23 protein-coding genes are annotated in these 23870 nt (G+C 71.7%); 19 read left to right on the forward strand and 4 right to left on the reverse strand.

Translation table 11 applies throughout. The features are described from left to right. Nucleotides 1-200: 200 nt before the first annotated feature. From Dfulv_RS13595 to Dfulv_RS13605, 3 genes are all read left to right on the forward strand, one after another. Nucleotides 201-1814 carry a sensor histidine kinase gene (locus Dfulv_RS13595; protein WP_259863281.1) on the forward strand — a complete coding sequence of 538 codons (1614 nt, stop codon included), beginning with the start codon at nt 201-203 and terminating at the stop codon, nt 1812-1814. Between the two features lie 128 nt (nt 1815-1942). After that, nucleotides 1943-2299, forward strand: coding sequence for a hypothetical protein (locus Dfulv_RS13600; protein ID WP_259863282.1), 357 nt, complete (start codon nt 1943-1945; stop codon nt 2297-2299). Nucleotides 2300-2644: 345 nt separating this feature from the next. Next, nucleotides 2645-3625 carry a C40 family peptidase gene (locus Dfulv_RS13605; protein WP_259863283.1) on the forward strand — a complete coding sequence of 327 codons (981 nt, stop codon included), beginning with the start codon at nt 2645-2647 and terminating at the stop codon, nt 3623-3625. A 118-nt stretch (nt 3626-3743) separates the two neighbouring features. Here Dfulv_RS13605 and Dfulv_RS13610 read toward each other — a convergent pair whose 3' ends face one another. Then, nucleotides 3744-4997, reverse strand: a complete 1254-nt coding sequence (locus Dfulv_RS13610; protein ID WP_259863284.1) for an NAD(P)-binding domain-containing protein — start codon at nt 4995-4997, stop codon at nt 3744-3746. Nucleotides 4998-5007: 10 nt separating this feature from the next. Beyond that, nucleotides 5008-5556 (reverse strand): OsmC family protein, encoded by a 549-nt coding sequence (locus tag Dfulv_RS13615; RefSeq protein WP_259863285.1) that lies wholly within the window; start codon nt 5554-5556, stop codon nt 5008-5010. 89 nt (nt 5557-5645) lie between these two features. Here Dfulv_RS13615 and metX point away from each other — a divergent pair, with 89 nt between their 5' ends. The 3 genes from metX to Dfulv_RS13630 are packed head-to-tail and all read left to right on the forward strand — an operon-like array spanning nt 5646 to nt 8708. After that, entirely contained in the window at nt 5646-6848 is a 1203-nt protein-coding gene (gene metX, locus Dfulv_RS13620; protein ID WP_259863286.1) for a homoserine O-acetyltransferase MetX, read from the forward strand. A 19-nt stretch (nt 6849-6867) separates the two neighbouring features. Then, a complete protein-coding gene (locus Dfulv_RS13625; protein WP_259863287.1) occupies nt 6868-8205 on the forward strand; it encodes an O-acetylhomoserine aminocarboxypropyltransferase/cysteine synthase family protein in 1338 nt (445 codons plus the stop codon). Then, nucleotides 8202-8708: a CoA-binding protein gene (locus tag Dfulv_RS13630; protein ID WP_259863288.1), complete on the forward strand. Its 507-nt coding sequence runs from the start codon at nt 8202-8204 to the stop codon at nt 8706-8708. The genes Dfulv_RS13625 and Dfulv_RS13630 overlap by 4 nt, the downstream gene beginning before the upstream one ends. 65 nt (nt 8709-8773) lie before the next feature. Here the strand turns inward: Dfulv_RS13630 and Dfulv_RS13635 are convergent, their stop codons facing one another. Further along, nucleotides 8774-8953 carry a hypothetical protein gene (locus Dfulv_RS13635; RefSeq protein WP_259863289.1) on the reverse strand — a complete coding sequence of 60 codons (180 nt, stop codon included), beginning with the start codon at nt 8951-8953 and terminating at the stop codon, nt 8774-8776. 351 nt (nt 8954-9304) lie between these two features. Between Dfulv_RS13635 and Dfulv_RS13640 the strand changes: the two genes are divergently transcribed. From Dfulv_RS13640 to Dfulv_RS13695, 12 genes are all read left to right on the forward strand, one after another. Continuing rightward, nucleotides 9305-10066, forward strand: coding sequence for an SDR family NAD(P)-dependent oxidoreductase (locus Dfulv_RS13640; RefSeq protein WP_259863290.1), 762 nt, complete (start codon nt 9305-9307; stop codon nt 10064-10066). A gap of 2 nt (nt 10067-10068) precedes the next feature. Further along, on the forward strand, nt 10069-11139 hold the full coding sequence (locus Dfulv_RS13645; protein ID WP_259863291.1) for an LLM class flavin-dependent oxidoreductase: 1071 nt from the start codon (nt 10069-10071) through the stop codon (nt 11137-11139). Further along, nucleotides 11136-12527, forward strand: coding sequence for an NtaA/DmoA family FMN-dependent monooxygenase (locus tag Dfulv_RS13650; RefSeq protein ID WP_259863292.1), 1392 nt, complete (start codon nt 11136-11138; stop codon nt 12525-12527). Before Dfulv_RS13645 ends, Dfulv_RS13650 begins: the two co-directional genes overlap by 4 nt. A gap of 96 nt (nt 12528-12623) precedes the next feature. Next, nucleotides 12624-13262, forward strand: a complete 639-nt coding sequence (locus tag Dfulv_RS13655; RefSeq protein WP_259863293.1) for a GntR family transcriptional regulator — start codon at nt 12624-12626, stop codon at nt 13260-13262. A 253-nt stretch (nt 13263-13515) separates the two neighbouring features. Beyond that, nucleotides 13516-15153, forward strand: coding sequence for an ABC transporter substrate-binding protein (locus Dfulv_RS13660; RefSeq protein ID WP_259863294.1), 1638 nt, complete (start codon nt 13516-13518; stop codon nt 15151-15153). Beyond that, nucleotides 15150-15905, forward strand: a complete 756-nt coding sequence (locus Dfulv_RS13665) for a DUF1684 domain-containing protein (protein WP_259863295.1) — start codon at nt 15150-15152, stop codon at nt 15903-15905. Before Dfulv_RS13660 ends, Dfulv_RS13665 begins: the two co-directional genes overlap by 4 nt. After that, a complete protein-coding gene (locus Dfulv_RS13670) occupies nt 15889-16833 on the forward strand; it encodes an ABC transporter permease (RefSeq protein ID WP_259863296.1) in 945 nt (314 codons plus the stop codon). The genes Dfulv_RS13665 and Dfulv_RS13670 overlap by 17 nt, the downstream gene beginning before the upstream one ends. Then, a complete protein-coding gene (locus tag Dfulv_RS13675; protein ID WP_259863297.1) occupies nt 16823-17659 on the forward strand; it encodes an ABC transporter permease in 837 nt (278 codons plus the stop codon). The genes Dfulv_RS13670 and Dfulv_RS13675 overlap by 11 nt, the downstream gene beginning before the upstream one ends. Then, complete coding sequence (locus Dfulv_RS13680) at nt 17656-18981, forward strand: hypothetical protein (RefSeq protein ID WP_259863298.1); 1326 nt, start codon at nt 17656-17658, stop codon at nt 18979-18981. Before Dfulv_RS13675 ends, Dfulv_RS13680 begins: the two co-directional genes overlap by 4 nt. Continuing rightward, nucleotides 18978-20564 (forward strand): dipeptide ABC transporter ATP-binding protein, encoded by a 1587-nt coding sequence (locus Dfulv_RS13685; protein ID WP_259863299.1) that lies wholly within the window; start codon nt 18978-18980, stop codon nt 20562-20564. Before Dfulv_RS13680 ends, Dfulv_RS13685 begins: the two co-directional genes overlap by 4 nt. A 140-nt stretch (nt 20565-20704) precedes the next feature. Then, nucleotides 20705-20968 carry a DUF3618 domain-containing protein gene (locus Dfulv_RS13690; protein ID WP_259863300.1) on the forward strand — a complete coding sequence of 88 codons (264 nt, stop codon included), beginning with the start codon at nt 20705-20707 and terminating at the stop codon, nt 20966-20968. A gap of 109 nt (nt 20969-21077) precedes the next feature. Beyond that, nucleotides 21078-21476 carry a nitroreductase family deazaflavin-dependent oxidoreductase gene (locus Dfulv_RS13695; RefSeq protein ID WP_259863301.1) on the forward strand — a complete coding sequence of 133 codons (399 nt, stop codon included), beginning with the start codon at nt 21078-21080 and terminating at the stop codon, nt 21474-21476. 152 nt (nt 21477-21628) lie between these two features. On the opposite strand, the gene Dfulv_RS13700 is transcribed toward Dfulv_RS13695, so the two are convergent. Beyond that, nucleotides 21629-23119 (reverse strand): MFS transporter, encoded by a 1491-nt coding sequence (locus Dfulv_RS13700; protein ID WP_259863302.1) that lies wholly within the window; start codon nt 23117-23119, stop codon nt 21629-21631. On the opposite strand from Dfulv_RS13700, the gene Dfulv_RS13705 reads away from it, so the two are divergent. Continuing rightward, nucleotides 23067-23828, forward strand: a complete 762-nt coding sequence (locus tag Dfulv_RS13705) for a TetR/AcrR family transcriptional regulator (RefSeq protein WP_259863303.1) — start codon at nt 23067-23069, stop codon at nt 23826-23828. The two genes, Dfulv_RS13700 and Dfulv_RS13705, sit on opposite strands and share 53 nt — an antisense overlap. Nucleotides 23829-23870: the final 42 nt, after the last annotated feature.

Below are 23870 nucleotides of genomic sequence, written 5' to 3' on the forward strand. Positions count from 1 at the left end.
CCCCGTGGACCCGGTCGGGACGTCCGCGGCGGGCAGGGGCGCAGAGGGGTGGCCGGGTGAAATGAGGGGTGACAGCCGCTGGTGAACGGGCCGCGACGTAATGATCGGGTCCAGACGCGGCGGAAGGATGTGCGGGTACGGTACCGTAGCCCGCGTGTCGTTCTGATCACCTTCGGTCAGGACTGATCCGATTGATCCATTTGTCGCGCAGACCCTTGTCGGCGCAGCTCGCAGTCGTCGCCGTGTCGGTGGCCGTTGTCGTCGGGCTGGCCAGTACGGGGCTGCTGAGTCCCTGGTGGTCGCTGTTCGCCGACAACACCGGGCGGTTCGCCGCCGCGCTCGCCGCGACCCTCGCCTGTTGGATCACCGCCGCCCGGCATTCCGGCGCGCAGCGGTGGTGGCGGCTGTGGATGGGCGCCGGGACGTGCGGCTGGATGTTCGGGCAATCCGTCTGGTCCTGGTACCAACTGGTTCGCGGCGTCGGGCTGCCGTCCCCGTCGCCCGCGGACGCCGGATACCTGACCCTGCCGGTGTTCGCGCTCGCGGCGATCATCGTCCTGGCCGCCGACCAGTCCGACCAGTCCGGGCAGGGCGCGCCGCGGCGCCGCCCGGAGCAGCTGGTGATGGTCCTCGACGGGCTCATTGTCGTGGGTGCGTTGTTCGTGTTCACCTGGGCCACCACGCTCAGGCCGGTGGTGCGGGCCGGTGCGGCCACCCCGTTCGCCTTCTCGGTCGCGATCGCCTACCCGGTCACCGAACTGCTGCTGACCGTCATCGTCATCCTGCTCATCGCCGCAGCCGCGTCGGCGGCGAACCGGTTACAGCTGGTCATCCTCGCAGCCGGGCTGTTCTGCCTGGCGTTCTCGGACAGCATCTTCGCGTACCAGGTGTCCGCGGGCGCGCACAGCATGCCGCTGCTGGCCAATGCCGGGTTCGTCGCCGGGCACGGGCTCATCGCGATCGCCGCGCTGACCCCGACCCCGACCCGGGAAGCGCCGCGCTGGGTGGTGCGCCCGCACGCCCGCTGGGGCCACCTGTTGCTGCCGTACGTGCCGGTCGCCGGCACGGGCGTGCTGTTGATCGTGCAGCTCGTCCGGGGTATCCGGATGGACAGCGTCGAGATCGTCGTCGTGACCGTGGTCATCTCGCTGCTGATCATCCGCCAGGCGGTCACGCTCGTGCAGAGCGCCTACCTCGTCGCGTCGAGGGCGCGACTTGTGCTCGCCACCGACCAGACCCGCCGGCAGCTCGAGCGCGATCTGCACGATGGCGTCCAGCAGCGACTCATCTCGCTGGGGCTGGACATCCGCCGGGCCGAGGCGAACGTGCCGCCGGAGCTGACGCAGCTTCGGCAGCAGCTGTCCGCCGTCGTGTCCGGGTTGAGCGGCACGGTCGACGACGTGCGGGAGCTCTCACGCGGCGTACACCCGGCGATCCTCACCGAGGGCGGCCTGCGACCCGCGCTGCGCACGCTGGCCCGCCGCTGCGCCGTCCCGGTGGAGCTCGACGTGCAGGTGGACGGCCGGCAGCCGGAACCGGTCGAGGTCGCGGCCTACTACGTGGCGGCGGAGGCGCTGACGAACGCCACCAAGTATGCCCAGGCCACGCTCATCCACGTCTGCGCGCAGGTCCGGGGTAGGAACCTGTACCTGACGGTGCGCGACGACGGTATCGGTGGCGCGGACCCGAAGCGCGGCACAGGTCTCATCGGACTGACCGACCGCGTCGAAGCACTCGGCGGCACGCTGACCGTCGAGAGCCCGGCCGGCCAGGGCACCCGCCTGCAGGCCGAGATCCCACTCGACCAACGGTGACCAGGTCGCCCGGATCCCCTCGAGCGGTGGGCTTGGCCGGGCCACGAGCGGGTAGGCCAGGCGAGCGGGGATGACGACAGCGGGAACGCCGGCGACCGGCGTACCGGTGGAGGAGAGGACGCCTGGCGATGCAAGAGCGCTTCAGCCTGCGCAACCTGTACCTGTATCTCGTCTGCCTGATCACGCTGGTGATCGCGATCTTCGCCGGCGTGGGAGTCGTCCGCAACGCGGTCGAACTGGCGTACCCGGAACCCGGCCACCACGTCCCGATGCTCGGCGAGGAGCCGGGCATGAGCGCCGAGGACCAGCAGCGCCTTCACCGGGCGATCCAGGACTCGCAGCGACGCCAATCCGTGCTCGGCCTGATCAGCTCCGGCGCGCTGCTGCTGATCGCCGGTCCCGTGTACGTCTACCACTGGCGGCGTGTCCAGGCGGAACTGCCGTCGCGGCAGGCCCCGCCGGAAGAGCCGCGAGCACCGGCGTGAGGATCGCCGGCGGGACAATCTGTGGGTTTCGTTAAGTGTCGCTTAGATCCCACTCCCGGCGGTACCGCCGCCGAGACGGTCCCGTTATGTTGGGCTCGCCTGCCGGATGTCGTCGCCCAGCGGGGTGACCCGGACAGGCGCCGTCGAGTCGGCGGTCCGGCGTCCCGGTCACGGGTGGCGGGCGGCCGAGCCGGGGACCCACCTGGGCGAGCGATCGCCCCGGGGCGAATCCGTGGCGCGGCGCCGGCACCGTGCCGACGCGTGTGACCACCACGGTAGGGCGCCTTCTTCTCGCCCGAGCCCGTCAGCTCACCCGGTAGGCGGTCCCAAAAGAAGGAACCCGCCGTGTTCAACGGACGAACGCTCCTGCGTTCCCTGCTGGTCGGAGCTACCGTGGCGGTGGTCGTGGCGCCCGCCTGCGCCGCGCACGCCGACCCGACGGCGGCCGAGATCCAGGCCCAGATCGACGACGGCAACCGCAAGGTCGAGCTCGTCGTCGAGCAGTACAACAAGGTCAACGGCGACCTCACCGTGACGCAGACGGCGCTGGCTGACCTCGACGCGAAGCTGCGCCCGCTCCAGGCGAAGATGGAGGCCGCCCAGGTCAACGTCGAGCAGGTCGCGGTGTCCGCCTACAAGACCGGCAGCAACCTGCGGACGCTGTCCGTGGTGCTCGGCGCCGGCTCGTCGGACCACTTCGTCGACCAGCTCGGCACCCTCCGGCAGATCTCGCACAACCAGCTGGTCGAGCTCGACACGTTCAAGACCGCGAAACACGCCTACGACGCCGAGCGGCAGCGGCTCGACGGACTGCTCGCGGCCCAGCAGGCGCAGAAGACCGAGCTGGAGACCCGCCGCAAGCAGATCGAGGCCGACATCGCCCGGCTGGACGCGTTGCAGGACAAGGTCAACGCCGCCACCGCGGCCGCCGCGCAGAAGCCGCCGGCCGCGAGCCCGCCCGCCACGAAGCCGCCCGCGGTGTCCGGCGCGGCCGGCAAGGCGGTGAGCTATGCATGGGCACAGTTGGGCAAGAAGTACGTCTGGGGCGCCGCCGGCCCGAACTCGTTCGACTGCTCGGGCTTGACGATGATGGCCTGGAAGGCGGCCGGGGTGACGCTGCCGCACAACGCCGCCCAGCAGTGGCAGAAGGTCCGCCACATCAGCCGCAGCCAGCTCGCCCCGGGTGACCTGGTCTTCTACAACGGCCTCGGGCACGTCGGCATCTACATCGGCAACAACCAGATCATCCACGCTCCGAACAGCCGCACCGTGGTCAAGGTCGCCCCGATCGACGTCGACCCGCTGTACGGCTACGGCCGCCCGTAACGAGCGGCTTGCGAGCGGGGCGGACCTGACGGCACCACAGCGTGCCTGTCCTCGTCCGCCCCGCTCCGAACGGCGCACGGACACCGTCGCCGGCCTGCTGGACGGCCGGCGGCCGGGGTCACCGACGTGCGGCCAGATGGCCGGCGAGGTGCTCGATCACCTCTCGGGCGTCGTCCTCGACGCCATGGATGAAGGTGGACTTGCGCCGGCGCAGCACGGGCAGGCCCAGCGCATAGAGGCCCGGGCTGTCGAGCACGCCGCCGTTGTGGTCGAGCCGGCCCTTCGCGTCGAGGACGGGCACGTCGAGCCATGCGTAGTCCGGCCGGAAGCCGGTCGCCCACACGATCGTGCGGATCTCGCCGCTGTGCAGGTCGAGCTGCAACCGGGTCGACTCCGGCACCCGGGTCGGCGGGAGGCGCTCCGGCGGCCCGGCCTCGGCGGTGTGACCGGCGGTCCGGGCCCAGGAGTCGAACGTGTCCAGCAGGCGCTCCATCTTGAGGTCGGCGAGCGAGAACACGTTGCGCAGGCCGCCGGAGAACAGCGCGCGGCCGTCCCGCACAGCCGCCCACCGGCCCACCAGTTCGACGCCCATCGCGGTGAGCGCGTTGAGGTCGAGGGTGTTGCGCTCCGGTGTTCCGGCGAGCTGCGGCGAGGGCAGCCGCCGGGCCCGGGTGAGGTCGTCGATCTCGTCGTACCGCTGGTCCCACACCCCCGACGCGTCCATCCACCACAGCACGTCACGGCCGCGGTACACGCGGGGCAGCCGGACGTGCTCCCCGACCGAGAGGGTCACCGGCCGGCCCGACCGCTGCAGCTCGGCCGCCAGCTGCACGCCGGTCGCCGACGCGCCCACGACGAGCACGCCGCCGTCCGGGAGCTTTTCGGGTCCGCGGTAGTCGAACGGCGTGAGCTGCTCGACGGAGCCCGGCACCGCGTCGTGGAACTGCGGCACGGTCGGACGATTGCACGCGCCGCTCGCGACGACCACGGCCCGGCAGCGGATCTCGCCGCTGCCGGTCGTCACGTGGTAGCCGTCGCCGGTGCGCCGCACCGACGTGACGTTTGTGCCGGTCCGGACGGGAGCGCGGGAGACGGCGGCGAAGCGCTCGATGAAGTCGACCACTTCGCCCGCCGTCATGTACCCGTCGGGATCCGGGCCTTCGTAGCGGTGGCCCGGCAGGCGGCACTGCCAGTTCGGGGTGAGCAGCCGCAGGGAGTCCCACCGTTCGCGCCGCCACGAGTTCGCCACCTCGCCGCGTTCCAGCACGACGTGGTCGATCGACCGGTCGCTGAGAAACCGGCTCGCGGCGAGGCCGGCGTGGCCGGCGCCGATGACGACCGTGGTGACGCGCTCGATGGCTCGGCCCTCCAACGTCGACCGGTCAGGCGACTTCGACGGTGACGTTCGTCGGGTTGGTGAGCGCGTCGAAAACGGCGGAGCGCTTCTGGGACTGGGCCACCAGCGCTTCGATCTCCTGCTGCGAGGCGTCGGCGTCGATGTTGAACGTCACCTTGATGTCGTTGAACCCGTTGCGGACGTCGCTGTCGACGCCGAGGATGCCCCGGATGTCGTGCTGGCCCTCGACGACCGACTCGACGGAGCGCAGCTGGATGCCGCGGTTCTGCGCGACGGACGCCACGCCCGCCGTCAGGCAGCTCGCCAGGCCGACGAGCAGGTATTCGATCGGCGTGATGCCGTTGTCCTCCGCCGCGAAGACCGCGGGGTGGTCGGCGTCGAACACGGCTTCGGTCTTGTGGCTCTGCTCCTGGCCGAGACCGAAGAACTGCTGGATCCGCGTGGTGCTGTGGACGCCGTGCTGCCACTTGGACGAGGCCCGCCAGGTGAACTGCGCGGCCTCCGGCGCGTCCTTCAGCACGGTCCGCGCGTCGAGCAGTGCCTGCACGTTGACGCCGTTCTCAACCGTGGTCATGTCGCGTAATGCTCCCTTCGGTCCACCATAATCCCGGTCGGGATGGTTGACAGTACATCGGCCGGACGGTTCCGGCTATGATCGCGGCCATGGGACCAGCCTCGACACGCGCGACCGGCTCGGTCGGCCTTGTCGAGACGCAATACGCCGACCTGCCCGAACCGATCCGGCTCGACTGCGGACGGGATCTGCACCCTGTCCGCGTGGCCTATGAGACGTACGGCACTCTGTCACCCGATCGGGACAACGTCATCCTGGTGTGCCACGCGCTCAGCGGCGACGCCCACGCGGCCGGCCTGTCGAAGACGCCCGGGGAGAGCGCCCGCGACGGGTTCGGGGCGGAGGACCGCGACGGTGTGGCCGGCAAGGGTCTCGGATGGTGGGACGGGATGATCGGCCCCGGTAAGGCGTTCGACACCGACCGCTACTTCGTCGTCTCCACGAACCTGCTCGGCGGTTGCCGGGGGACGACCGGACCGTCCTCGACCGACCCGGCGACCGGCCGGCCGTACGGGTCGGACTTCCCGGTCATCACCGTCGCGGACATGGTGCGCACCGAGCGGGCGCTGCTCGACGTCCTCGGCATCGAGCGGCTCGCCGCGGTGGCGGGTGGCTCGCTGGGCGGGATGCAGGCACTGGAATGGGCGGTGCTGTTCCCCGACCAGGTTGACGCCGTCGTGGCGATCGCCAGCACGCACGCGCTGCACCCGCAGGGCGTGTCCTGGAACGCGATCGCCCGTGAGGCGATCATGCGCGACCCGGCCTGGCAGGGCGGTCACTACCACGGCACCGGCCGCGCGCCCGACGCCGGCATGGGCGTGGCGCGGATGGTCGGCCACGTCACCTACCTGTCCGCGACCTCGATGGGTGACAAGTTCGGCCGGCGGCTGCAGGACGCCGACGACATCCGCTACACGATCGCCGAGCCGGATTTCCAGGTCGAGAGCTACCTGCGCCACCAGGCCGCGACGTTCGTCAAACGCTTCGACGCCAACACGTATCTCTACACCTCGCGCGCGCTGACCTATTTCGACCTGGCGCGGCAGCACGGTGGCGGGTCGCTCGCCCGGGCGCTCGACGGCGTCACGGCGCGGACGCTGCTCATCGCGTTCAGCTCCGACTGGCTCTATCCGCCGTCCGCGTCGCAGGAGATCGAGGACGCGCTGCTGGCTCACGGCAAGCCCGTCGAGTTCCAGGTGATCGACGCGCCGTACGGTCACGACTGCTTCCTGCTCGAAGAGGCGCGACAGACGCCGATCATCCGCCGCTTTCTGGGCGGTACAGCCGCGTGACGTCGAGGAAAGAGGCACCGTGACCGACAAGCCCCTCCGTGCCGAGGAGGCCCGCGAGTTCGGGTTCGAGACCCGGCAACTGCACGCCGGGCAGCGGCCCGACCCCAACACGGGTGCCCGGGCCGTGCCGATCTTCCAGACGACCAGCTACGTCTTCGAGGACCCGGAGTCGGCGGCGGCGTACTTCAACCTGCAGGAGTACGGCAACACGTACTCACGCATCATGAACCCGACCGTCGCGGTGTTCGAGGAGCGGGTGGCGAACCTCGAAGGCGGCTGCGGCGCGGTGGCGTTCGCCAGCGGGATCGCCGCCCAGGCGGCCGCGTTGTTCACGCTGCTACAGCCGGGCGACCACGTCGTTTCGTCCTCGGCACTCTACGGCGGGACGGTGAACCAGCTCAAACATCTGCTGCGCAAGATGAGCGTCGAGCTGACGTGGGTCGATCCCGACGATCCGGACGCATGGCGGCGGGCGATCCGCGCGAACACCAAGGCGTTCTTCGGCGAGACGATCGGCAACCCCGCCGGGAACGTGCTCGACATCGAGACCGTCGCGGCCGTCGCGCACGAGCACGACCTGCCGCTGATCGTGGACAACACGTTCGCGACGCCGTATCTGTGCCGCCCGATCGAGTGGGGCGCCGACATCGTGATCCACTCGGCGACCAAGTTCATCGGCGGCCACGGCACGAGCATCGGCGGCGTCGTCGTCGAGGCGGGCACGTTCAACTGGTCCAACGGGCGGTTCCCGGTGATCGCGGATCCGTCGCCGGCGTACCACGGCCTGCAGTTCCACGAGACGTTCGGGACCTACGGCTACCTGATGAAGCTGCGCGCCGAGACCCTGCGCGACCTCGGCGGAGCGCTTTCGCCGTTCAACGCGTTCCTGTTCCTGCAGGGGCTCGAGACCCTGTCGCTGCGGATGGAACGTCACGTCACCAACGCACGGGCGGTCGCGGCGTTCCTCGAGTCGCACGAGCTCGCGGCCGACGTGTCCTACCCCGGCCTGCCGGGCAGCAGGTACCGTCCGCTGGTGGAGAAGTACCTGCCGCGCGGCGCGGGCGCGGTGTTCTCGTTCGAGTGCGCCGGCGGCCGCGACGGCGGGCAGGACCTCATCCGCGGCGTGACGCTCTGGTCCCACCTGGCGAACGTCGGCGACGCGAAGAGCCTGATCATCCACCCGGCCAGCACGACGCACCGCCAGCTGGGCGACGACGAGCTCCGCGCGGCCGGCGTCGCACCGGGGACGGTGCGGCTGTCGGTCGGCACCGAATCCGTCGACGATCTGATCTGGGACCTCGAGCAGGGCTTCGCCCACGTCGCCGCGTCGGCGGCAAGAAGGGTGGCGACGGCATGACCGGTCCGGAGCGCAGCGGAGGGGCCGATCTCGCGCGGTACCAGGACCCGTTGACGATCCAGCGCATGCTGCACACGGCAGGGACCATCGCGATCGTGGGCCTGTCGAGCAACGAGCTGCGCGCCAGCTATTTTGTCGGCTACTACCTCAAACGGCACGGCTATCGCGTGATCCCCGTGAATCCCCGTGAGACGCAGATCCTCGGCGAGACCTGCTACGCGAGCCTGCTGGACGTGCCTGTGCCGGTGGACGTCGTGAACGTCTTCCGCGCGCCGGATGCGCTGCCGGGGATCGCGCGCGAGGCCGTGGCGATCCGCGCCGGTGCCCTCTGGTGCCAGTTCGGCGTGATCAACGAGGAAGGTGCGCGCATCGCGGAGGACGGCGGCATGACGGTGGTCATGGACCGTTGCCTCAAGATCGAGCACGCGCGTTACGCGGGCCGGATGCACTGGCTCGGGTTCAACACTTCTCGCATCACGTCGGTCCGCGCCGGGCTCCAGTAGGCGTTCACCGTGCGCCGACGCGGGGCCGGCCCCGCGTCGGCGCCGGGAGGGTCCGGCGCTTGCCGTCAGCGTCGGCGGCGCCGTTCCCGCCTGCCGTGGTGGTGCGGCTCGGCCCGGTAGACCAGCGGGGGCGCCAGTTCGTCGGTGTGATCACCGGGGAGGCGTACGGCGACGACGACGTACGCCGTGTCGTAGCGGTGGCCGTCTGCTGCGGATGGACGTTTGCGGGCGTGCGATGTCGACATCACGGTTCCTCACGATCGTGGGTGTGGCGAAGTGCCCGGGCTGCGCGGCGCGAGGCCCGGGGTCGGCCGGATGAAGAGGGCGTGTGTCAGGCGGGACAGGAGGCCGACCACACGCGACCGAAGTCGATGTGGTCCCGTGTCCACAGCAGTGGCAGGCGTGCCATGCATACAGTCCAGCGGCGCCTGTCCGGGACTGTCAACGCCTGTGGCCGTCGCTGTCGCCCTCGTCACGCCGGCCGTCGAATTCGTGGACTAAAACTCTACTTAGCAGATAGGATTCATAGGAAGTCTGCACGATGGCGCGGGTGTCAGTGGAGGAGACGAGTGTCCACACCACGCAAGGTTGTGGTGGTGACCGCAGCGGGCAGCGGCATCGGGCGGGCCACCGCAGAACTCTTCGCCGCCCGCGGATTCGCCGTCATCGCCGTCGACACCGACCCGGGGCGGCTCGCTGAGGTGTCCGAGGTGGACGGCGTGACGCCGCTGCTCGGCGACGTCGCCGAAGAGGAGACGAACCGCGAGATGGTGGCGCTGGCGGTGCGCCGCCACGGGCGGCTCGACGTCGCGGTGCTCAATGCCGGTGCGGGTGGGGCGCCACCGCTGGAGCACGGCGGCGCGATCGCGGCGCTCGACGCGATCCACGCCGTCAACGTCCGCGGTGCCGCACTCGGCATCCGGGCTGCGGTGCCCGCACTGCGCGCCGCCGGCGGCGGTGCTGTCGTCGTGACCGCGTCGGTCGCGGGACTGCGCGGCGACCCGTACACCTGGGCCTACAACACCACCAAGGCCGCCGCCGTCAACCTCGTGCGGTCGGCGGCGCTCGACTATGCGTACCAAGGCATCCGTATCAACGCGATCGCGCCCGGCCTCACGCTGACCGCCCGGACCGCCGCCGTGCACGAGGACGCCGAGCGTGCCCGTGAGCTGAGCCGGCGCATCCCGCTGGGGCGGTGGGCCGAGCCGCGTGAACAGGCGGAGGTCATCTGGTTCCTGGCCTCTCCCGCGGCGTCGTACATCACCGGCGCGGTCCTGGCCAGCGACGGCGGCCTCAGCGCCAGCAACGGCATATTTTTCCCGCCGACGGCGGACCCGCCGCCCACAGAAGGGCTTTGACGATGTCTCTCGTGCTCGCCGTCGAGATCGACGGTGACGGTGCCCATCCCGAGGCCTGGCGCCGCGCCGCGCACCCACCCGCGGCGCTGCTCGGACCGCGCCGGGTCCGGCACGTCGCCGAGATCGCCGAACGTGCCGGCTTCACCCTCGTCACCCTCGACGACGACCTGTTGCCGCCGGACGGCGGCATCGCCGGCCGGATCGGCGCCGTGGAGCGGGCGGCCTTCATCGCCGCGTCGACCAGCGTCCTGTCGGTCGCGCCGGTGGTGTCCACGACGTACACCGAGCCGTTCCACGTCTCCTCGCAGCTCGCGTCGGTCGACCACATCTCCGCGGGACGGGCCGGCTGGGTCGTCGCGACCAGTCCCCGGCCCGGAGCGGCGGAGGCGTGGGGACGGCCCGTCGCCGATCCCCGGCAGGAGGCCGCGGATGCGGTACGGGTCGTGCGCGCGCTGTGGGACTCGTGGGAGGACGACGCCGTCGTCCGCGACGTCGCCACCGGCCGCTACCTCGACCGTGACCGGCTCCACTACGTCGACTTCACCGGCGCCACGTATACGGTGACGGGTCCCGCGATCGTTCCGCGCCCGCCGCAGGGACAGCTGGTCGTCCTGGCCCCGCCCGGCCTCGTGCCGGACGAGGAGGTCGACGTCACGCTGGTGGGCGGTGCCGACGTCGCCGCGGTCCGGCAGGCCGCCGCCGCGACGACGACGCCGCGGACCTTCGCCGAGATCGAGGTCGCCCTCGACACCTCCGCAGCGGACGGTGCCGACCGGGTGGCGGCACTCGACCGGCACGCGCCGTGGCCCGTGGCCGGGCGCCTGCGGTACACAGGTGGCCCGGGCGGCCTCGTGGCACTGCTGCGCGACCTCGACGCGCAGGCCGGCGTCGACGGTGTCCGGCTGCACCCGCTGGTGCTCGACGAGGACCTCGCCGTGCTCTCGCAGTACGTCGTGCCCGCCTTGATCAAGAGCCGCCTCGCCGCCCGCCCGCTGCCGGGCGCGTCGCTGCGCCAGACGCTCGGCCTGCCCCGTCCGCAGAACCGGTTCGCGCTTCCGGGAGGACCCGCATGACCCGCACCGACCCGACCGACGTTCCCCGTCCGGACGCCCAGCTGCACTTCGGCGTGTTCTTCCAGGGCGTGAACTACTGGACCATCTGGTCCGACCCGGCGAGCGGGTCGCAGATCTCCCCGGAGTCGTACCGCAGGGTCGCCCAGACCGCCGAGCGCGGCCTCTTCGACGCCTTCTTCCTGGGCGAAGGGCTTCGGCTGCGCGAGGTCGGCGGCCGTATCCACGACCTCGACGTGGCGGGCCGGCCCGACGCCATCACCCAGCTGTCGGCTCTCGCCGCCGTCACCGACCGCATCGGGCTCGTCTCCACCACCAACACCACGTTCAACGAGCCCGCCGACCTGGCCCGCCGCCTGGCCGGCCTCGACCTGCTCTCCGACGGCCGGGCCGGCTGGAACGTCGTCACCACCGACAACGCCTGGACCGGCGAGAACTTCCGCCGCGGTGGTTATCTCGACCACGCCGACCGGTACCGGCGCGCCGAACAGTTCCTGACCGCCGCCCGGGCCATCTGGGACGGCTGGCACGACAACGCCGTCGCCGTCGCCGCCTCCGCCGACGCCCCGTCGTGGGCTCAGCCGGGCGCGATCTCCCCGGTGCGGGTCCGTAGCGAGCAGTTCACCGTCGACGTCACGCCCACCCTGCCGCGCAGCCGGCAGGGCCATCCGGTCATCTTCCAGGCCGGCGACTCCGGTGAAGGCCGCGACTTCGCCGCCCGCAACGCCGACGTCATCTTCTCCGCCCACGGCGCCGACTTCGACGACGCCCTCGCGTTCGCCGACGACATCCGGGCCCGGCTGCGCACCGCCGGACGCCCGGAGGACGATCTGCGCATCCTGCCCGGCACGTCGATCATCATCGGCGCCACCGCCGCCGAGGCCGAGGAGAAGGCGGCCTGGGTGCGGCGGGAGCAGGTCACGCCGGCCACCGCTCTCGCCCAGGCCGGCCTGCTGTGGAACCTCGACCTCAGCGACCACGACCCGGACGGCCCGCTGCCCAAGGACGACCCGCGACCGCAGGACACCAGCGGCGCGTTCGGCGCCGCCCGCACCGCCGACTCGCAGGCCGTCGTCCGCCAGTGGCGCGAGGCCGCCGACGCCAACGGCTGGTCACTGCGCGAGACGGTCATCCACCTCGGCCAGCGCGCCCGCGGTCACGTCGGCACCCCGCAGGCGCTCGCCGACAAGTTTGCCCGCTTCGTGCGCCACGGCGCGCTTGACGGGTTCAACATCTCGCCGTACCTGGTTCCGCACGGCCTCGACGACATCGTCGACCTGCTGGTGCCCGCCCTGCAGGAACGCGGCGTCTACCGCACCGCCTACACCGGCACCACCCTGCGCGAGCACCTCGGCCTGCGCCCCAGGCCGACGAACCGCAGCGGCGCGTGATGTCCACTGTGGACATCGTGCGGTAGGGTGCCCGCCGGTCGTACCGGCTGAACTACAGTGGCCTCCGTCTCGCCCGGTCATCCTTGGAGGACTCTGGTGCCCGCAGCCAATCGGGATTCGACCTCGACGCAGTACGAGCGGCTGCGTGCCGAGATCGTCAGCGGGAAACTCGCGCCGGGCGCGGTGCTGCTGGAGACCCTGCTGTCCGAGCGGCTCGGCGTGTCCCGCACGCCGGTGCGTGAGGCGTTGGTGCTGCTCGAGCGGGACGGGCTGCTGGAGCGGGACCGACGCGGATACCGGGTGCGGATGCGCAGCCCGGAGGAGTTGCTGGAGATCTACGAGGCGCGGATCGCGCTGGAGTCGACCTGCGCGGCGCGGGCCGCCGCCCGCCGCTCGGCGTACGACCTGGCGCGGCTCGGGCATCTGGGTCGCGAGGCGCGCGCCGCCACCGACCCGGCACGACTTCTTGAGCTGCACGCGGCCTGGCACAAGGCCCTGCGCGCGGCGGCCGGCAACGCCACGGTCATCGACCTGCTGGAGCGGCTCGACTCGATGCTCGCCGTCTACGACGTCGACGAGCCGACCCTGGCCGACCAGGCGATCGCCGCTGCCGAGCACGAGCGCATCCTGGCCGCCATCGAGGCCGGCGACACCGAAGAGGCCCGCCGGGCGACGGTGGCGCACCTCGACCGGGCCCGCGAGGCCCGGCTGGCGAAGCTCGCCGCCACCTCCTGAACCCGGCCTGTCCCGGCGACCTCCGGCGGGCGCTGGCCGAGCCCCGGTGGGCCCCGGTCGGCCCCGGTGACCCCGACGAGACCCGGCCTGCCCCGGTGAGCCCCGGCGACCCGGCTGAGCTCCAGTTGGCCCCGGCGAGACCCGGCCTGATCAGAGCAAGACAGGTCACAGCAGACGACTCTTGCCGCTGCGTCGACGCGTGTATACGCTCACGCTGATTTCCTAGTAAGTACGTCTGAAAAGGGGAGTAACCATGTCCCGCAGGCTGGTCTTGGCGGCGGCGTCGGTGGCGCTCGTCGCCGCCTGCAGCGCCACCGGTGCTCCCGGCGACGGCGACGGCGCCGGCTCCGGAACGCCCGTGCGTGGCGGCACTGTCGTGTTCGCCACCGACGTCGAGCCCACGTGCCTCGACCCGGCCGCACCGAGCCAGATCGCCACCCAGATTCTGCAGCGCAACGTCTACGACTCGCTGATCTTCCAGGACGCCAAGGGCGCCTTCCACCCGTGGCTGGCGAAGTCCTGGGAGATCTCCGCGGACGGCACCACCTACACGTTCAACCTGCGCGACGACGTGACCTTCCACGACGGCACGAAGTTCGACGCGACGGCAGCGAAGGCCACCTTCGACCACTTCGTCGACCCGGCGACCAAGGCGCCGCTGGCCGGCTCCCTGCCGTTCGAGTCCGCGACCGCGGCCGCCCCGGCCACACTGGTGGTCAAGCTCAAGTCGCCGTTCGCGCCGTTCCTGCAGCTCGCGTCGTTCTCGGTGCTCGGCATCCAGTCGCCTGCCGCGCTCGCCAAGGGTCAGGCCGCGCTGTGCGCGGGCGGCCCCAACGCCGTCGGCACCGGACCGTTCACCACTGCCGCCTACACCAAGGGGCAGAGCCTCACGTTCGCCCGGTACGACGCCTACAACTGGCCGCCGGACGGCGCAGCGCACCAGGGCGCGGCCTACCTGGACAAGGTCGAGGTCCGGTTCCTGCCGGAGAACGCGATCCGGGTCGGCGCGGTCAGCAGCGGCCAGGCGCAGCTCGCCGCCAACGTGCCGCCGGTCACCGCGGCCGCGTTCGAGGCCGGCGGCGGCGTTCGCATCCTCAGCGCCGCCGCGGCCGGTACCCCGTTCACCGCCTACCTCAACACCAAGCGGGCGCCCTTCGACGACGTCAAGGTGCGTCAGGCATTCCAGCGCGGCATCGACATCGAGAACATCGTCAAGTCGGTGTACGCGGGCCGTTTCCCACGGGCCTGGAGCCCGCTCACGCCGAGCACGCCGTATTCCTACGACAGCTCCCTCGAAGGCAGCTGGGCCCAGGACCTGAACCTGGCCAACCGGCTGCTCGACGAGGCCGGCTGGACGCAGAAGGACGCCCAGGGCTACCGGGTCAAGGACGGGAAGCGCCTGACGGTGGTGTGGGTGCAGAACAGCACCGTCATGCGGGAGCAGCGTGACGTCGTGGCCCAGGCGATCGCCGACAACGCCAAGAAGCTCGGCTTCGAGGTGACACTGCAGGGTCTCGACGCGGGCACGTTCGCCTCCCGGGCCCGGGCCGGCGACTACGACATCACCGACCAGAGCAACCAGCGCGCCGACCCCGACATGCTGTTCAACGTGTGGTCGTCGAAGTTCCTGGCCACCAAGGGCGGCGCGAACTACGCCAACGTCGACGACCCGCAGGTCGACGGCTGGCTCAGCCAGGGCCTGACCGCGCTGCGGCAGGAGGACCGCCCCGCCGCGTACAAGCCGCTGCAGCGCTGGGTCATCGACAATGCCGCGGCCGTGCCGATCTACGTCCCGCAGTACCTGCTGGGTGCGTCGAATTCGGTGCAGGGCGTCCAGTTCACGGTGTCGGGCTACCCCGACTCCTTCTACACCGTCTGGCGCACCAAGTGAGCGCCGACTGGGAGGCGTGGCTGGCCGCGCGGGCGGAAGAGGTGGCCGGGCCGGCCGGTCACGTCGCCCTCACCGGCACCTACACCGTCTTCGAGCCGCTGGTCGTCGACGGCGTGCCCGGCATCTGGGACGTGGACGGCGGGCGGCTCACCGTGACCGTGGAGCCCGGCGCGCAGCTGACCCGGGACGGGACGCCGCTGACCGGAACCTCCTATGTGGACGGTGATCTCGAGGCGCCCGGCGTGACCGTCCGGACGTTCGTCCGCGAGGGAACGCCGGTGGTGCGGACCTACGAGCACGCGGCGCCGGCCCGCGCGGCGTTCCGCGGCGTCGACCGGTACCCGTACGAGCCGAAGTGGCGGGTGCCGGCGGTGTTCGAACCGTTCACCGCTCCCGAGCCGGCCGCGATCCCGTACCAGCGCGACGACGTCGTGCGGGAACACGTGGTCCCCGGCGAGCTGGCGTTCACTCTCGCCGGCACCCCGCACCGGGTGCGTGCCTTCGAAGGCCACGGCGGGCTGTGGTTCGTGTTCGCCGACGCCACGACCGGGGTGAGCACGTACCGCCCGGGCCGGTTCGTCGAGGCGCTGCGCACCGGTGACGGATACGTCGTGGACTTCAACCGGGCCTACCTGCCGCCGTGCGCGTTCTCCGACTGGTACAACTGCCCACTGCCACCACGGGAGAACGTGCTGTCGAGCGCCGTCGAGGCGGGCGAGAAGTCGGTGCTGGGCCGTGCTCACCCGGCGTGACGCCGGTCGTTTCGCCCGCCGGGCGGCGATCGCGGTGGTGCAGCTGTGGGGTGCGGCGACGCTGTGCTTCGCCATGCTGCACCTGATCCCGGGCGACCCGGTCGACATCATCATGGGCAACCAGGCCCTGGTGTCACCGGAGCTCAAGGACCAGGTCCGCGCCGAGTACGGGCTTGCCGACCCGCCCGGTGTGCAGTACGCCCGGCTGCTGGGCGATCTCGCCCGTGGTGACCTGGGCACCTCCTACCAGCTGCAGCGGCCGGTCCTGGACGCGCTCGTCGAGCAACTGCTGCCGACCGTGCAGCTGGCCGCCGCCGCGCTGGTGCTGGCGATACTGCTCGCGGTGTGCGCGGCGGTGCTGGTGCCGGAGCGGCACCGTCTCGCCCGCCTGCTGTTCTCCGGCTTCGAGATGGTCGCCGTGTCGCTGCCGCAGTACTGGCTGGGCATCCTGCTGATCACCTTCCTGTCGCTGCGCTGGCACGTCTTCCCGGTGATCGAGGCAGGCACCTGGCGCAGTCTCGTGCTGCCGGCCGTCGCCGTCGCCCTGCCGATCGCCGGGACGCTCGGGCAGGTGATGCGGGAGGAGATGGACGCCGCACTCGCGCAGCCGTTCGTCACCTCCGCACGAGCGCGCGGTGCCGGGGAACTGGCCGTGCGGACCGGGCACGCCCTGCGGCACTGCCTGGTGCCGGCCACGACACTCACCGGCTGGTTCGTGGGGAGCCTGCTCGGCGGGTCGGTCCTCATCGAACAGGTCTTCGGCCGGCCCGGGCTCGGCCAGGTGGCGCTGACCGCGGTGACGAACAAGGACATCCCGATGGTCACCGGAGTGGTGATGCTGGCCGCGGCGGTGTACGTCGTGGTGAACCTGCTGGTCGAGCTGTCGTACCTCGTCGTCGATCCCAGGCTGCGTCGCGATGGCCGCTAGGCAGACCCGGCGGCTGCCGGTCACGGTCGTCATGGCTACGTTGGTGGTCCTCGTCGTCACCGCTGCGGCGGTCATGCCGCACCTGTTCACCGGCCACGACCCCAACGCGACCGACCCGCTCGCCTCGTTCCGCCCACCGGGCGCCGACCACCTGTTCGGCACCGACCAGCTCGGCCGGGACCTGTTCGCCCGTGCTGTCCACGGCGCCCGGCACTCGCTGCGCATCGCCGCGGGCGCCACGCTGGTCGCGCTGCTCGTCGCGGTGCCGGTCGGCGTGCTCGCCGCCCTCGGCGGCCGGCTGGCCGACCTCGTCGTCTCCCGCGTGCTCGACGTGCTGCTGTCGTTCCCGGCGCTGCTGCTCGCCCTCGTCGTCGTGACGATCGTCGGGCGCGGCGAGCTGAGCCTGCTCGTGGCGATCGGACTGGCCGACATGCCCGGTTATGCGCGGCTGTTGCGCTCCCGGCTGCTGGTGGTCCGTCACGCCGGTTACGTCGAGGCCGCCACCGGGCTCGGCGTGGGGCCGTGGACCTCGCTCTGGCGGCACATCCTGCCCAACGCGGTGGGCCCGCTGCTCGTGATGGCGACGCTCGGGTTCGGCGTGGCGGTGATCTTCGCGTCCGGGCTGAGCTTCCTCGGGCTGGGCACGCAACCGCCGACGCCCGAATGGGGCGCGATGCTCGCCGAGGGCCGCTCCACGCTGGCCGTCGCCTGGTGGGCCGGGGTCTTCCCCGGCCTGCTGATCACCGTCACCGCCGTCGCGGTGACCATCCTGGGCCGGGCACTGCGCACCCGCTTCGGCGTCGGCGCGGTCCGTGGCGGCCGATGACCCACCTGGAAGGCACGACGATGCAGACCGATCGATACGGGCAGACCGTGTCCACCGCCGACCCGGATGCCGCGGCGGCGTACTTCGAGGCCGTCGACCAGTACCTGGCCCTGGACGGCTCCGCCGCCGACGGCTTCGCCCGCGCCGTGGAACTGGACCCAGGGCTCGCGGTGGCGCACCTCGGGCTCGGGCTGAGCCTCGCCTCGGCGGGCCGCGACACCGAGGCCCGGGACGCGTTCACCGCCGCGGTGCGGCTGCGCCGGGAAGGCGCGGACCGGCTCGACCCGCGTGAGGCTCACCAGATCGATCTCGTCACGGCGCCGCCGGCGCACCTGGCCGCGTTCGCCGAGCACCTCGACCGGCACCCGGGGGACCTGCTGGTGCTGGGTTTCGCCGCGGGGCTGCTCAGCACCCGGCGGATCGCGGCCGGCACCGGCCGGGAGGGGGTGCTGGATCTCGCCGCCCGCTCCAGCGCCGTGTTCCCCGACGACTGGGCGCTCGCCGGGATCTGCTCGCTCGAGCTCGAGGAGGCGTGGCAGTTCGCCGCGGCCGAGACGGCCGCCGAACTGTCGCTGCGCGACCGGCCGGACAACCGGGCCGCCTGCCACGGCTACGTCCACGTCCTGCACGAGACCGGCCGCATCGCACAGGCGGAGTCGTTCCTGGAGGGCTGGTTCGACACCCGCCACCCCCGCTCGCCGCTGCAGACCCACCTGCGCTGGCACCACGCGCTCGTCGCGCTGGAGCGCGACGACGCCGAACTCGGCCTGCACCGCTACCACGCCGCCATCGATCCGCAGGTCTCCAGCCAGCGGACCACCCTGGTCGACAGCGCCGCCGTGCTGTGGCGGCTGCGGATCGACGGCCACGGCGACCTGCCGTGGTCACCGGTGGCCGAGCTCGCCCGCACGCAGGTGCACGGACCACGCAGCGGGCTGTTCGACGTGCACGCCGCCCTCGCCCTGGCCGTCGCCGACCACGCCACGCTGCACACCCTCCGCGCCGCGTGGCGGGCCGAAACCACCCGCCCCAACCGGGACGTCATCGTCGCCGTCCTGGACGGTGTCGCCGCACACGGCGAGGGCCGCTTCGACGCGGCCGCGCAGCACATCGGCGGCGTCCTGGCCGCGGTGAGCCTGGTCGGTGGCAGCCGCCTGCAGCAGGACATCGTCGTCGACACCCTCTGCGACGCGCTGGCCCGCAGCGGGGACCCGGGCCGGGCCGCGGACATCCTCGAGGACCGCAAACGGCGCCGCCGGTCACAGCGTGACGAGCGCTGGATCGCCGAGCTGCGCCGGCAGGCCGCGGCGGCGCAGCGGTGACCGCGCCCGTGGCCCTGGAGGCCGACGACCTACACGTCACGTTCCGCACCGGCACCGGCACCGTCGAAGCGGTACGCGGGATCAGCTTCGCCCTGCACGCCGGTCAGTGCCTGGCGATCGTCGGAGAATCCGGATCGGGCAAGAGCGCCACCGCCCGAGCGCTGCTCGGCCTGGCCGGTCCGAACGCCACCGTGACCGCCGGCGCGCTGCGCCTGGCCGGGAGGAACCTCACCGAGCTCTCCGAACGCCAGTGGCGCCAGGTCCGGGGCCGCGACATCGGCCTGGTCCTGCAGGACGCCCTCGGCTCACTGAACCCGCTGCACCGGGTGCGTCGCGACGTCGGTGAGCCGTTGCGCCGCCACCGGCTGGTCCCGCGCGGGCTGCGCGAGACCCGGGTCGTCGACGCACTCACCGGTGCCGGGGTGCCCGAGCCGCGGCTGCGCGCCGCGCAGTATCCGCACCAGCTCTCCGGCGGCCTGCGGCAACGAGCCCTGATCGCCTCCGCGGTGATCGCCGCGCCGCCGGTCCTCGTCGTCGACGAGCCCACCACCGCGCTCGACGTGACCGTACAGGCACAGGTGCTGACCCTGCTGGAGGAGCTCAAGGCGGGCGGCACCGCACTGCTGATGATCAGCCATGACCTGGCCGTGGTCGGCCGGATGGCCGACCACATCCTGGTGATGCGCGACGGGGTGATCGTCGAGTCCGGCAACCCGGACGCCGTGCTCGGCGCGGCCCGGCACCCCTACACCCAGCGGCTGCTCGCCGCCGTCCCTTCCGCACGCCCCGGCCGGCCGAAGCCGGGACCGGCGGGGGAGCCCCTCCTGGAGGTGCGCGAGGTCACCAAGCGGTACCGCCAACCGGACGGAACCCTGCGCGACGCCGTGCATGACGTGTCGTTCACCGTGGCGGGCGGCCGTACCCTCGGGATCGTCGGCGAGTCCGGCTCCGGCAAGAGCACCGTGGCACGCATCGCCCTCGGCCTGCTGCGCCCCGACGCCGGCGAGGTCCGTTTCGCCGGCGCGGCGTGGAGCACCCTGCGGGAACGCGAGCGCCGCCCGAGCCGCGGCCGGATCCAGCTCATCCATCAGGACCCGCTCGGCGCGTTCGACCCGCGGTTCACCACCGCCCAGGTCGTCGGCGAGGCCCTGCACGGGCTGCCCGATCCGGCCGCCCGGCGGCGCCGGGTGACCGATCTGCTGGAGACCGTCGGACTGCCGGCGGCTCTCGCCGAGCGCCGGCCCGCCGAGATGTCCGGCGGCCAGCGGCAGCGTGTGGCCATCGCCCGGGCCCTGGCACCCGGGCCGGACCTGCTGGTCTGTGACGAACCGGTGTCGGCGCTGGACGTGTCGATCCAGGCGCAGATCCTCGACCTGCTCGCCGAGCTGCAGGCGACGCGGGGGCTGGCGATGCTGTTCATCTCCCACGATCTCGGCGTCATCCGGTACCTCAGCGACGACGTCCTGGTGATGAAGGACGGCGACGTCGTCGAGCGCGGCCCGGTCGACGACGTCTTCGAACGCCCGCAGCACCCCTACACCCGGCAACTGCTCGCCGCCGTGCCGCGTCTGCCCGTGTACTGACACGGGACCGCCGCCCGTCGTCAGGGCTCGACGTTCGGCGGGGACCGCATGCGGCCGGGCGTTTCGTCGCAGGATGTCGGGGAAATGACGCCGACAGCTGTGGACGTCGCGCAGCTCGCGGTTCGGGAAGGAATGGCATCGTGACGACCGTGAAGGGCCAAACCGACCCGGAACAGCTGCGGGCGGAGATCGCCAGGACCCGCGCCGCGCTGGGCGAGACGGTCGCGGCGCTGGTGGCGAAGACCGACGTGAAGGCCCGTACGAAGGCGGCCGCCGGCCAGGCCGTCGACCGGGCCAGACGACGGATCGGCACCGCGGGCGCCGCAACGGCGATGGTCGCTGTCGGTCTCGCCGCCGCCGCGGGGCTGGTGGTGGTGCTCGTACGACGCGGGCGGTGGTCGTAACGGCGTGACCGGGCCAGGGGACATGTTCGGTGCCGCGGTGACAAATGTCAGTGGCGGTCGTGGATCGATGGCCGGTGCACCGCGGCGGCGGCGAACCCAGAATGGGGCCATGGGCCTGGTGAAGAACATCATGATCAAAGTCCACAAGCGCAGCGGGGACCGGTTCGCCGGGATGGACCTGTTGTACCTCACCACCGTCGGGGCCAAGAGCGGCAAGGAGCGGGTCTCGCCCGTGGCCCGCTTCGCCGACGGCGACGACGCCTGGTTGGTCGTGGCGTCCAACGGCGGCGCCGACCGGCATCCCAGCTGGTACCACAACCTGCGGGCGCACCCGGATCAGGTCTGGGTCGAGGTGGGCGGCCGGCGCATCCATGCCCGCGTCGAGCAGTTGGAGGGCGAGCGCCGCCGTGCCGCACTCGAGCGCATCGTGGCCGGCCAGCCGCGCTTCGGGGGGTACCAGCGCAAGACCGACCGGGCACTGCCGGTGCTGCGCTTGTCGGGCGAGTAACGGTCGGGCCTCACCCGCTGGAGGAGGCTGAGGGTGATCGCCGAGCTTGCGCAGGAGCCGCCTGAGAACGACGGGCGACACCCCGACCGCTGCTGCCTCGGCCCGCCGCTGGTGGGTCCAGGCAGCAGCGGCGGGCCGAGTGTGCTCGCCCGCTACGCCCCGACCCGTCCCTGACGGCGGGCCGGGATCAGCAGTGCCAGCAGCGCGCTGAGGAGCGCGATGCCGGCGCCGATCCACATGACTGTGTGCATGCCGGACATGAATGCGTGTTCCGTGGCACGGGTGATCGTGGCGGCCAGATCGTTCATCTGCGCGCCGAGTGGTGCGATGCCCTGTTCGGCCAGGCCCATGTGGGTGACCACCTGTTCCGCGATCGCATCGGGGACGTCGGCGCTGTCGAGTTCCGCCGGCAGCGTCCGCGCGACGATCGTGGCGATCACCGTCCCGAACACCGTGGTGCCGAGCACACCACCGAGTTGGTTCGCAGTGGTCTGCAGGCCACCCGCGACTCCGCCGTGCTGCACGGGAGCCGTCCCGACGACGGCCTCGGTCCCGGCGACCACGACCATCCCCATGCCGAGGCCCAGCAGGACCAGGCACGGCCACTGCCGGCTGTAGGGGGAGTCCGCGGACAGGCCGACCAGCCCGAAGAAGCTCGCCGCGAGCAGCGCCATCCCGAGGGCCAGCGGCCAGCGTGAACCCAGTCGCTCGGTCAGGCGTCCGCCCAGCGGCGAGCTGACCATGAACATCGCCATCAGCGGCAACAGGCGGACACCGGTCTCCAGCGGCGTGTAGCCGTTCACGTTCTGCATGTAGAGGCCGATGGAGAACAGCACTCCGTACAGTGCGACGTTCCCGGTCACCAGCAGCACGACACCCACCGACAAGGCCCGGGAACGAAACAGCGACAGCGGAAGGAGCGGCGCCGAGAAGCGGCGTTGCCGGATCACAAACCCGGCCAGGAGTACCAGCGCTGCGACCGCGCCGGCCGCCCAGCGCCACCATCCGCGCCCAGGTGTGCCGGTCAACGCCCACACCAGCACGAACAACGCCCCGGCCAGCACGCCGGCGCCGACGATGTCGAACCGGTCGCGGCCCGGGGCGCGGCTCTCGTCGGCCCACCGGACCGCCAACGCGGCGGCGGCCAACCCGATCGGGACGTTCACCACGAAGATCGCCGACCAGGACAAGTACTCCACCAGCAACCCGCCGACGATCGGTCCGGCGGCGGCGGCCAGCGCTGATGCGGCACTCCACATCCCGATGGCACGGTTCAACTCGGACGACGGGAACGTCGACCTCAGGATCGCAAGTGTGTTCGGCACCAGGCACGCCCCGGCAAGTCCCTGCAGCACGCGGAAAGCAATCAGTGCGGCAGTCGACGGTGCCAGGCCGCACCCGAGGGACGCGATCGCGAAACCGGCGACGCCGATCACGAAGAGTTTGCGCCGGCCGAACCTGTCGCCGAGCTTGCCGCCGACGATCAACGTCACCGCCAGCGCGAGAAGGTAGCCGTTGGTCACCCACTGCAGGCCGGTCATCGACGAGCCGAGGTCGCGGGCGATCGTCGGGTTGGCGATGTGGACCACGGTGCCGTCCAGACTGACCATCACCACACCCAGCGCCACCGCGACGAGGGTCATCCGTTGCTTCCGCCTCGACGGGCTGATGCCCGTTGTTTCGATCACGCTCACCCATCCTCCAAGTGATACACGCTGTATCAGTTGTGACACGTTGTATCATTTACTGGTGGGCGACGCCAGTGATCTCAACTCGACCGAACAGGCATTGCGGTTGGACGCCCGGCGCAACCGGGACGCGGTGCTGGCCGCGGCGATCCGGATACTCGCGACCGACCCGGAGGCGAGCATGCGGCAGATCGCCGCGGAGTCCGGCGTGGCGCGAGTCACCGTCTATCGGCACTTTCCGACCCGTGAACACCTCATCCAGGCGCTCATCGACCTTGTCGTCGAGGAGGAGCGGGCCGTCGTCACGACCGCGATCACACCGGCTGCCACGGCCGCCGAAGTCTTCGATCGCCTTGGCCCTGGGATCATCCGGGTGGGTGAACGCTACCGGTTCCTGGACAACCGTCCCGGCAGCGTCACCGACGCGCCGCTGCGCCGCCCTGCGGCCGACGAGCCGCTGCTGATGTGGCTGACCGAGGCCGCCGAGCGGGACGAAATCCGCACCGACCTCCCGCCCGAATGGATGTACGCGATGATCCATGGACTCGGCCGCGCGGCCAACGAGGAAGTGCTGGTCGGACGCACAACCGCCGGCGAAGCCGGTCAGCTGCTCGCCCACACGCTGACACACGCCTTCGTCGCCGGCCGGGACGGTTCGGCGTGACGCCCGACGAGCCGCGCGGCACGCGACCGTGAGCGTGTCGAT

This window comes from Dactylosporangium fulvum, assembly GCF_025137375.1.
In the GTDB taxonomy this organism is placed as follows: Bacteria; Actinomycetota; Actinomycetes; order Mycobacteriales; family Micromonosporaceae; genus Dactylosporangium; species Dactylosporangium fulvum.

What these genes read in the sequence shown, in the direction of transcription:
- metX (WP_259863286.1), top strand. Translation starts at nt 5,646, where the DNA reads ATGGGACCAGCCTCGACACGCGCGACCGGCTCGGTCGGCCTTGTCGAG.
- Dfulv_RS13650 (WP_259863292.1), top strand. Translation starts at nt 11,136, where the DNA reads ATGACCCGCACCGACCCGACCGACGTTCCCCGTCCGGACGCCCAGCTG.
- Dfulv_RS13695 (WP_259863301.1), top strand. Translation starts at nt 21,078, where the DNA reads ATGGGCCTGGTGAAGAACATCATGATCAAAGTCCACAAGCGCAGCGGG.
- Dfulv_RS13630 (WP_259863288.1), top strand. Translation starts at nt 8,202, where the DNA reads ATGACCGGTCCGGAGCGCAGCGGAGGGGCCGATCTCGCGCGGTACCAG.
- Dfulv_RS13615 (WP_259863285.1), bottom strand. Translation starts at nt 5,556, where the DNA reads ATGACCACGGTTGAGAACGGCGTCAACGTGCAGGCACTGCTCGACGCG.
- Dfulv_RS13600 (WP_259863282.1), top strand. Translation starts at nt 1,943, where the DNA reads ATGCAAGAGCGCTTCAGCCTGCGCAACCTGTACCTGTATCTCGTCTGC.
- Dfulv_RS13645 (WP_259863291.1), top strand. Translation starts at nt 10,069, where the DNA reads ATGTCTCTCGTGCTCGCCGTCGAGATCGACGGTGACGGTGCCCATCCC.
- Dfulv_RS13700 (WP_259863302.1), bottom strand. Translation starts at nt 23,119, where the DNA reads ATGACCCTCGTCGCGGTGGCGCTGGGTGTGGTGATGGTCAGTCTGGAC.
- Dfulv_RS13660 (WP_259863294.1), top strand. Translation starts at nt 13,516, where the DNA reads ATGTCCCGCAGGCTGGTCTTGGCGGCGGCGTCGGTGGCGCTCGTCGCC.
- Dfulv_RS13675 (WP_259863297.1), top strand. Translation starts at nt 16,823, where the DNA reads ATGGCCGCTAGGCAGACCCGGCGGCTGCCGGTCACGGTCGTCATGGCT.
- Dfulv_RS13635 (WP_259863289.1), bottom strand. Translation starts at nt 8,953, where the DNA reads ATGTCGACATCGCACGCCCGCAAACGTCCATCCGCAGCAGACGGCCAC.
- Dfulv_RS13680 (WP_259863298.1), top strand. Translation starts at nt 17,656, where the DNA reads ATGACCCACCTGGAAGGCACGACGATGCAGACCGATCGATACGGGCAG.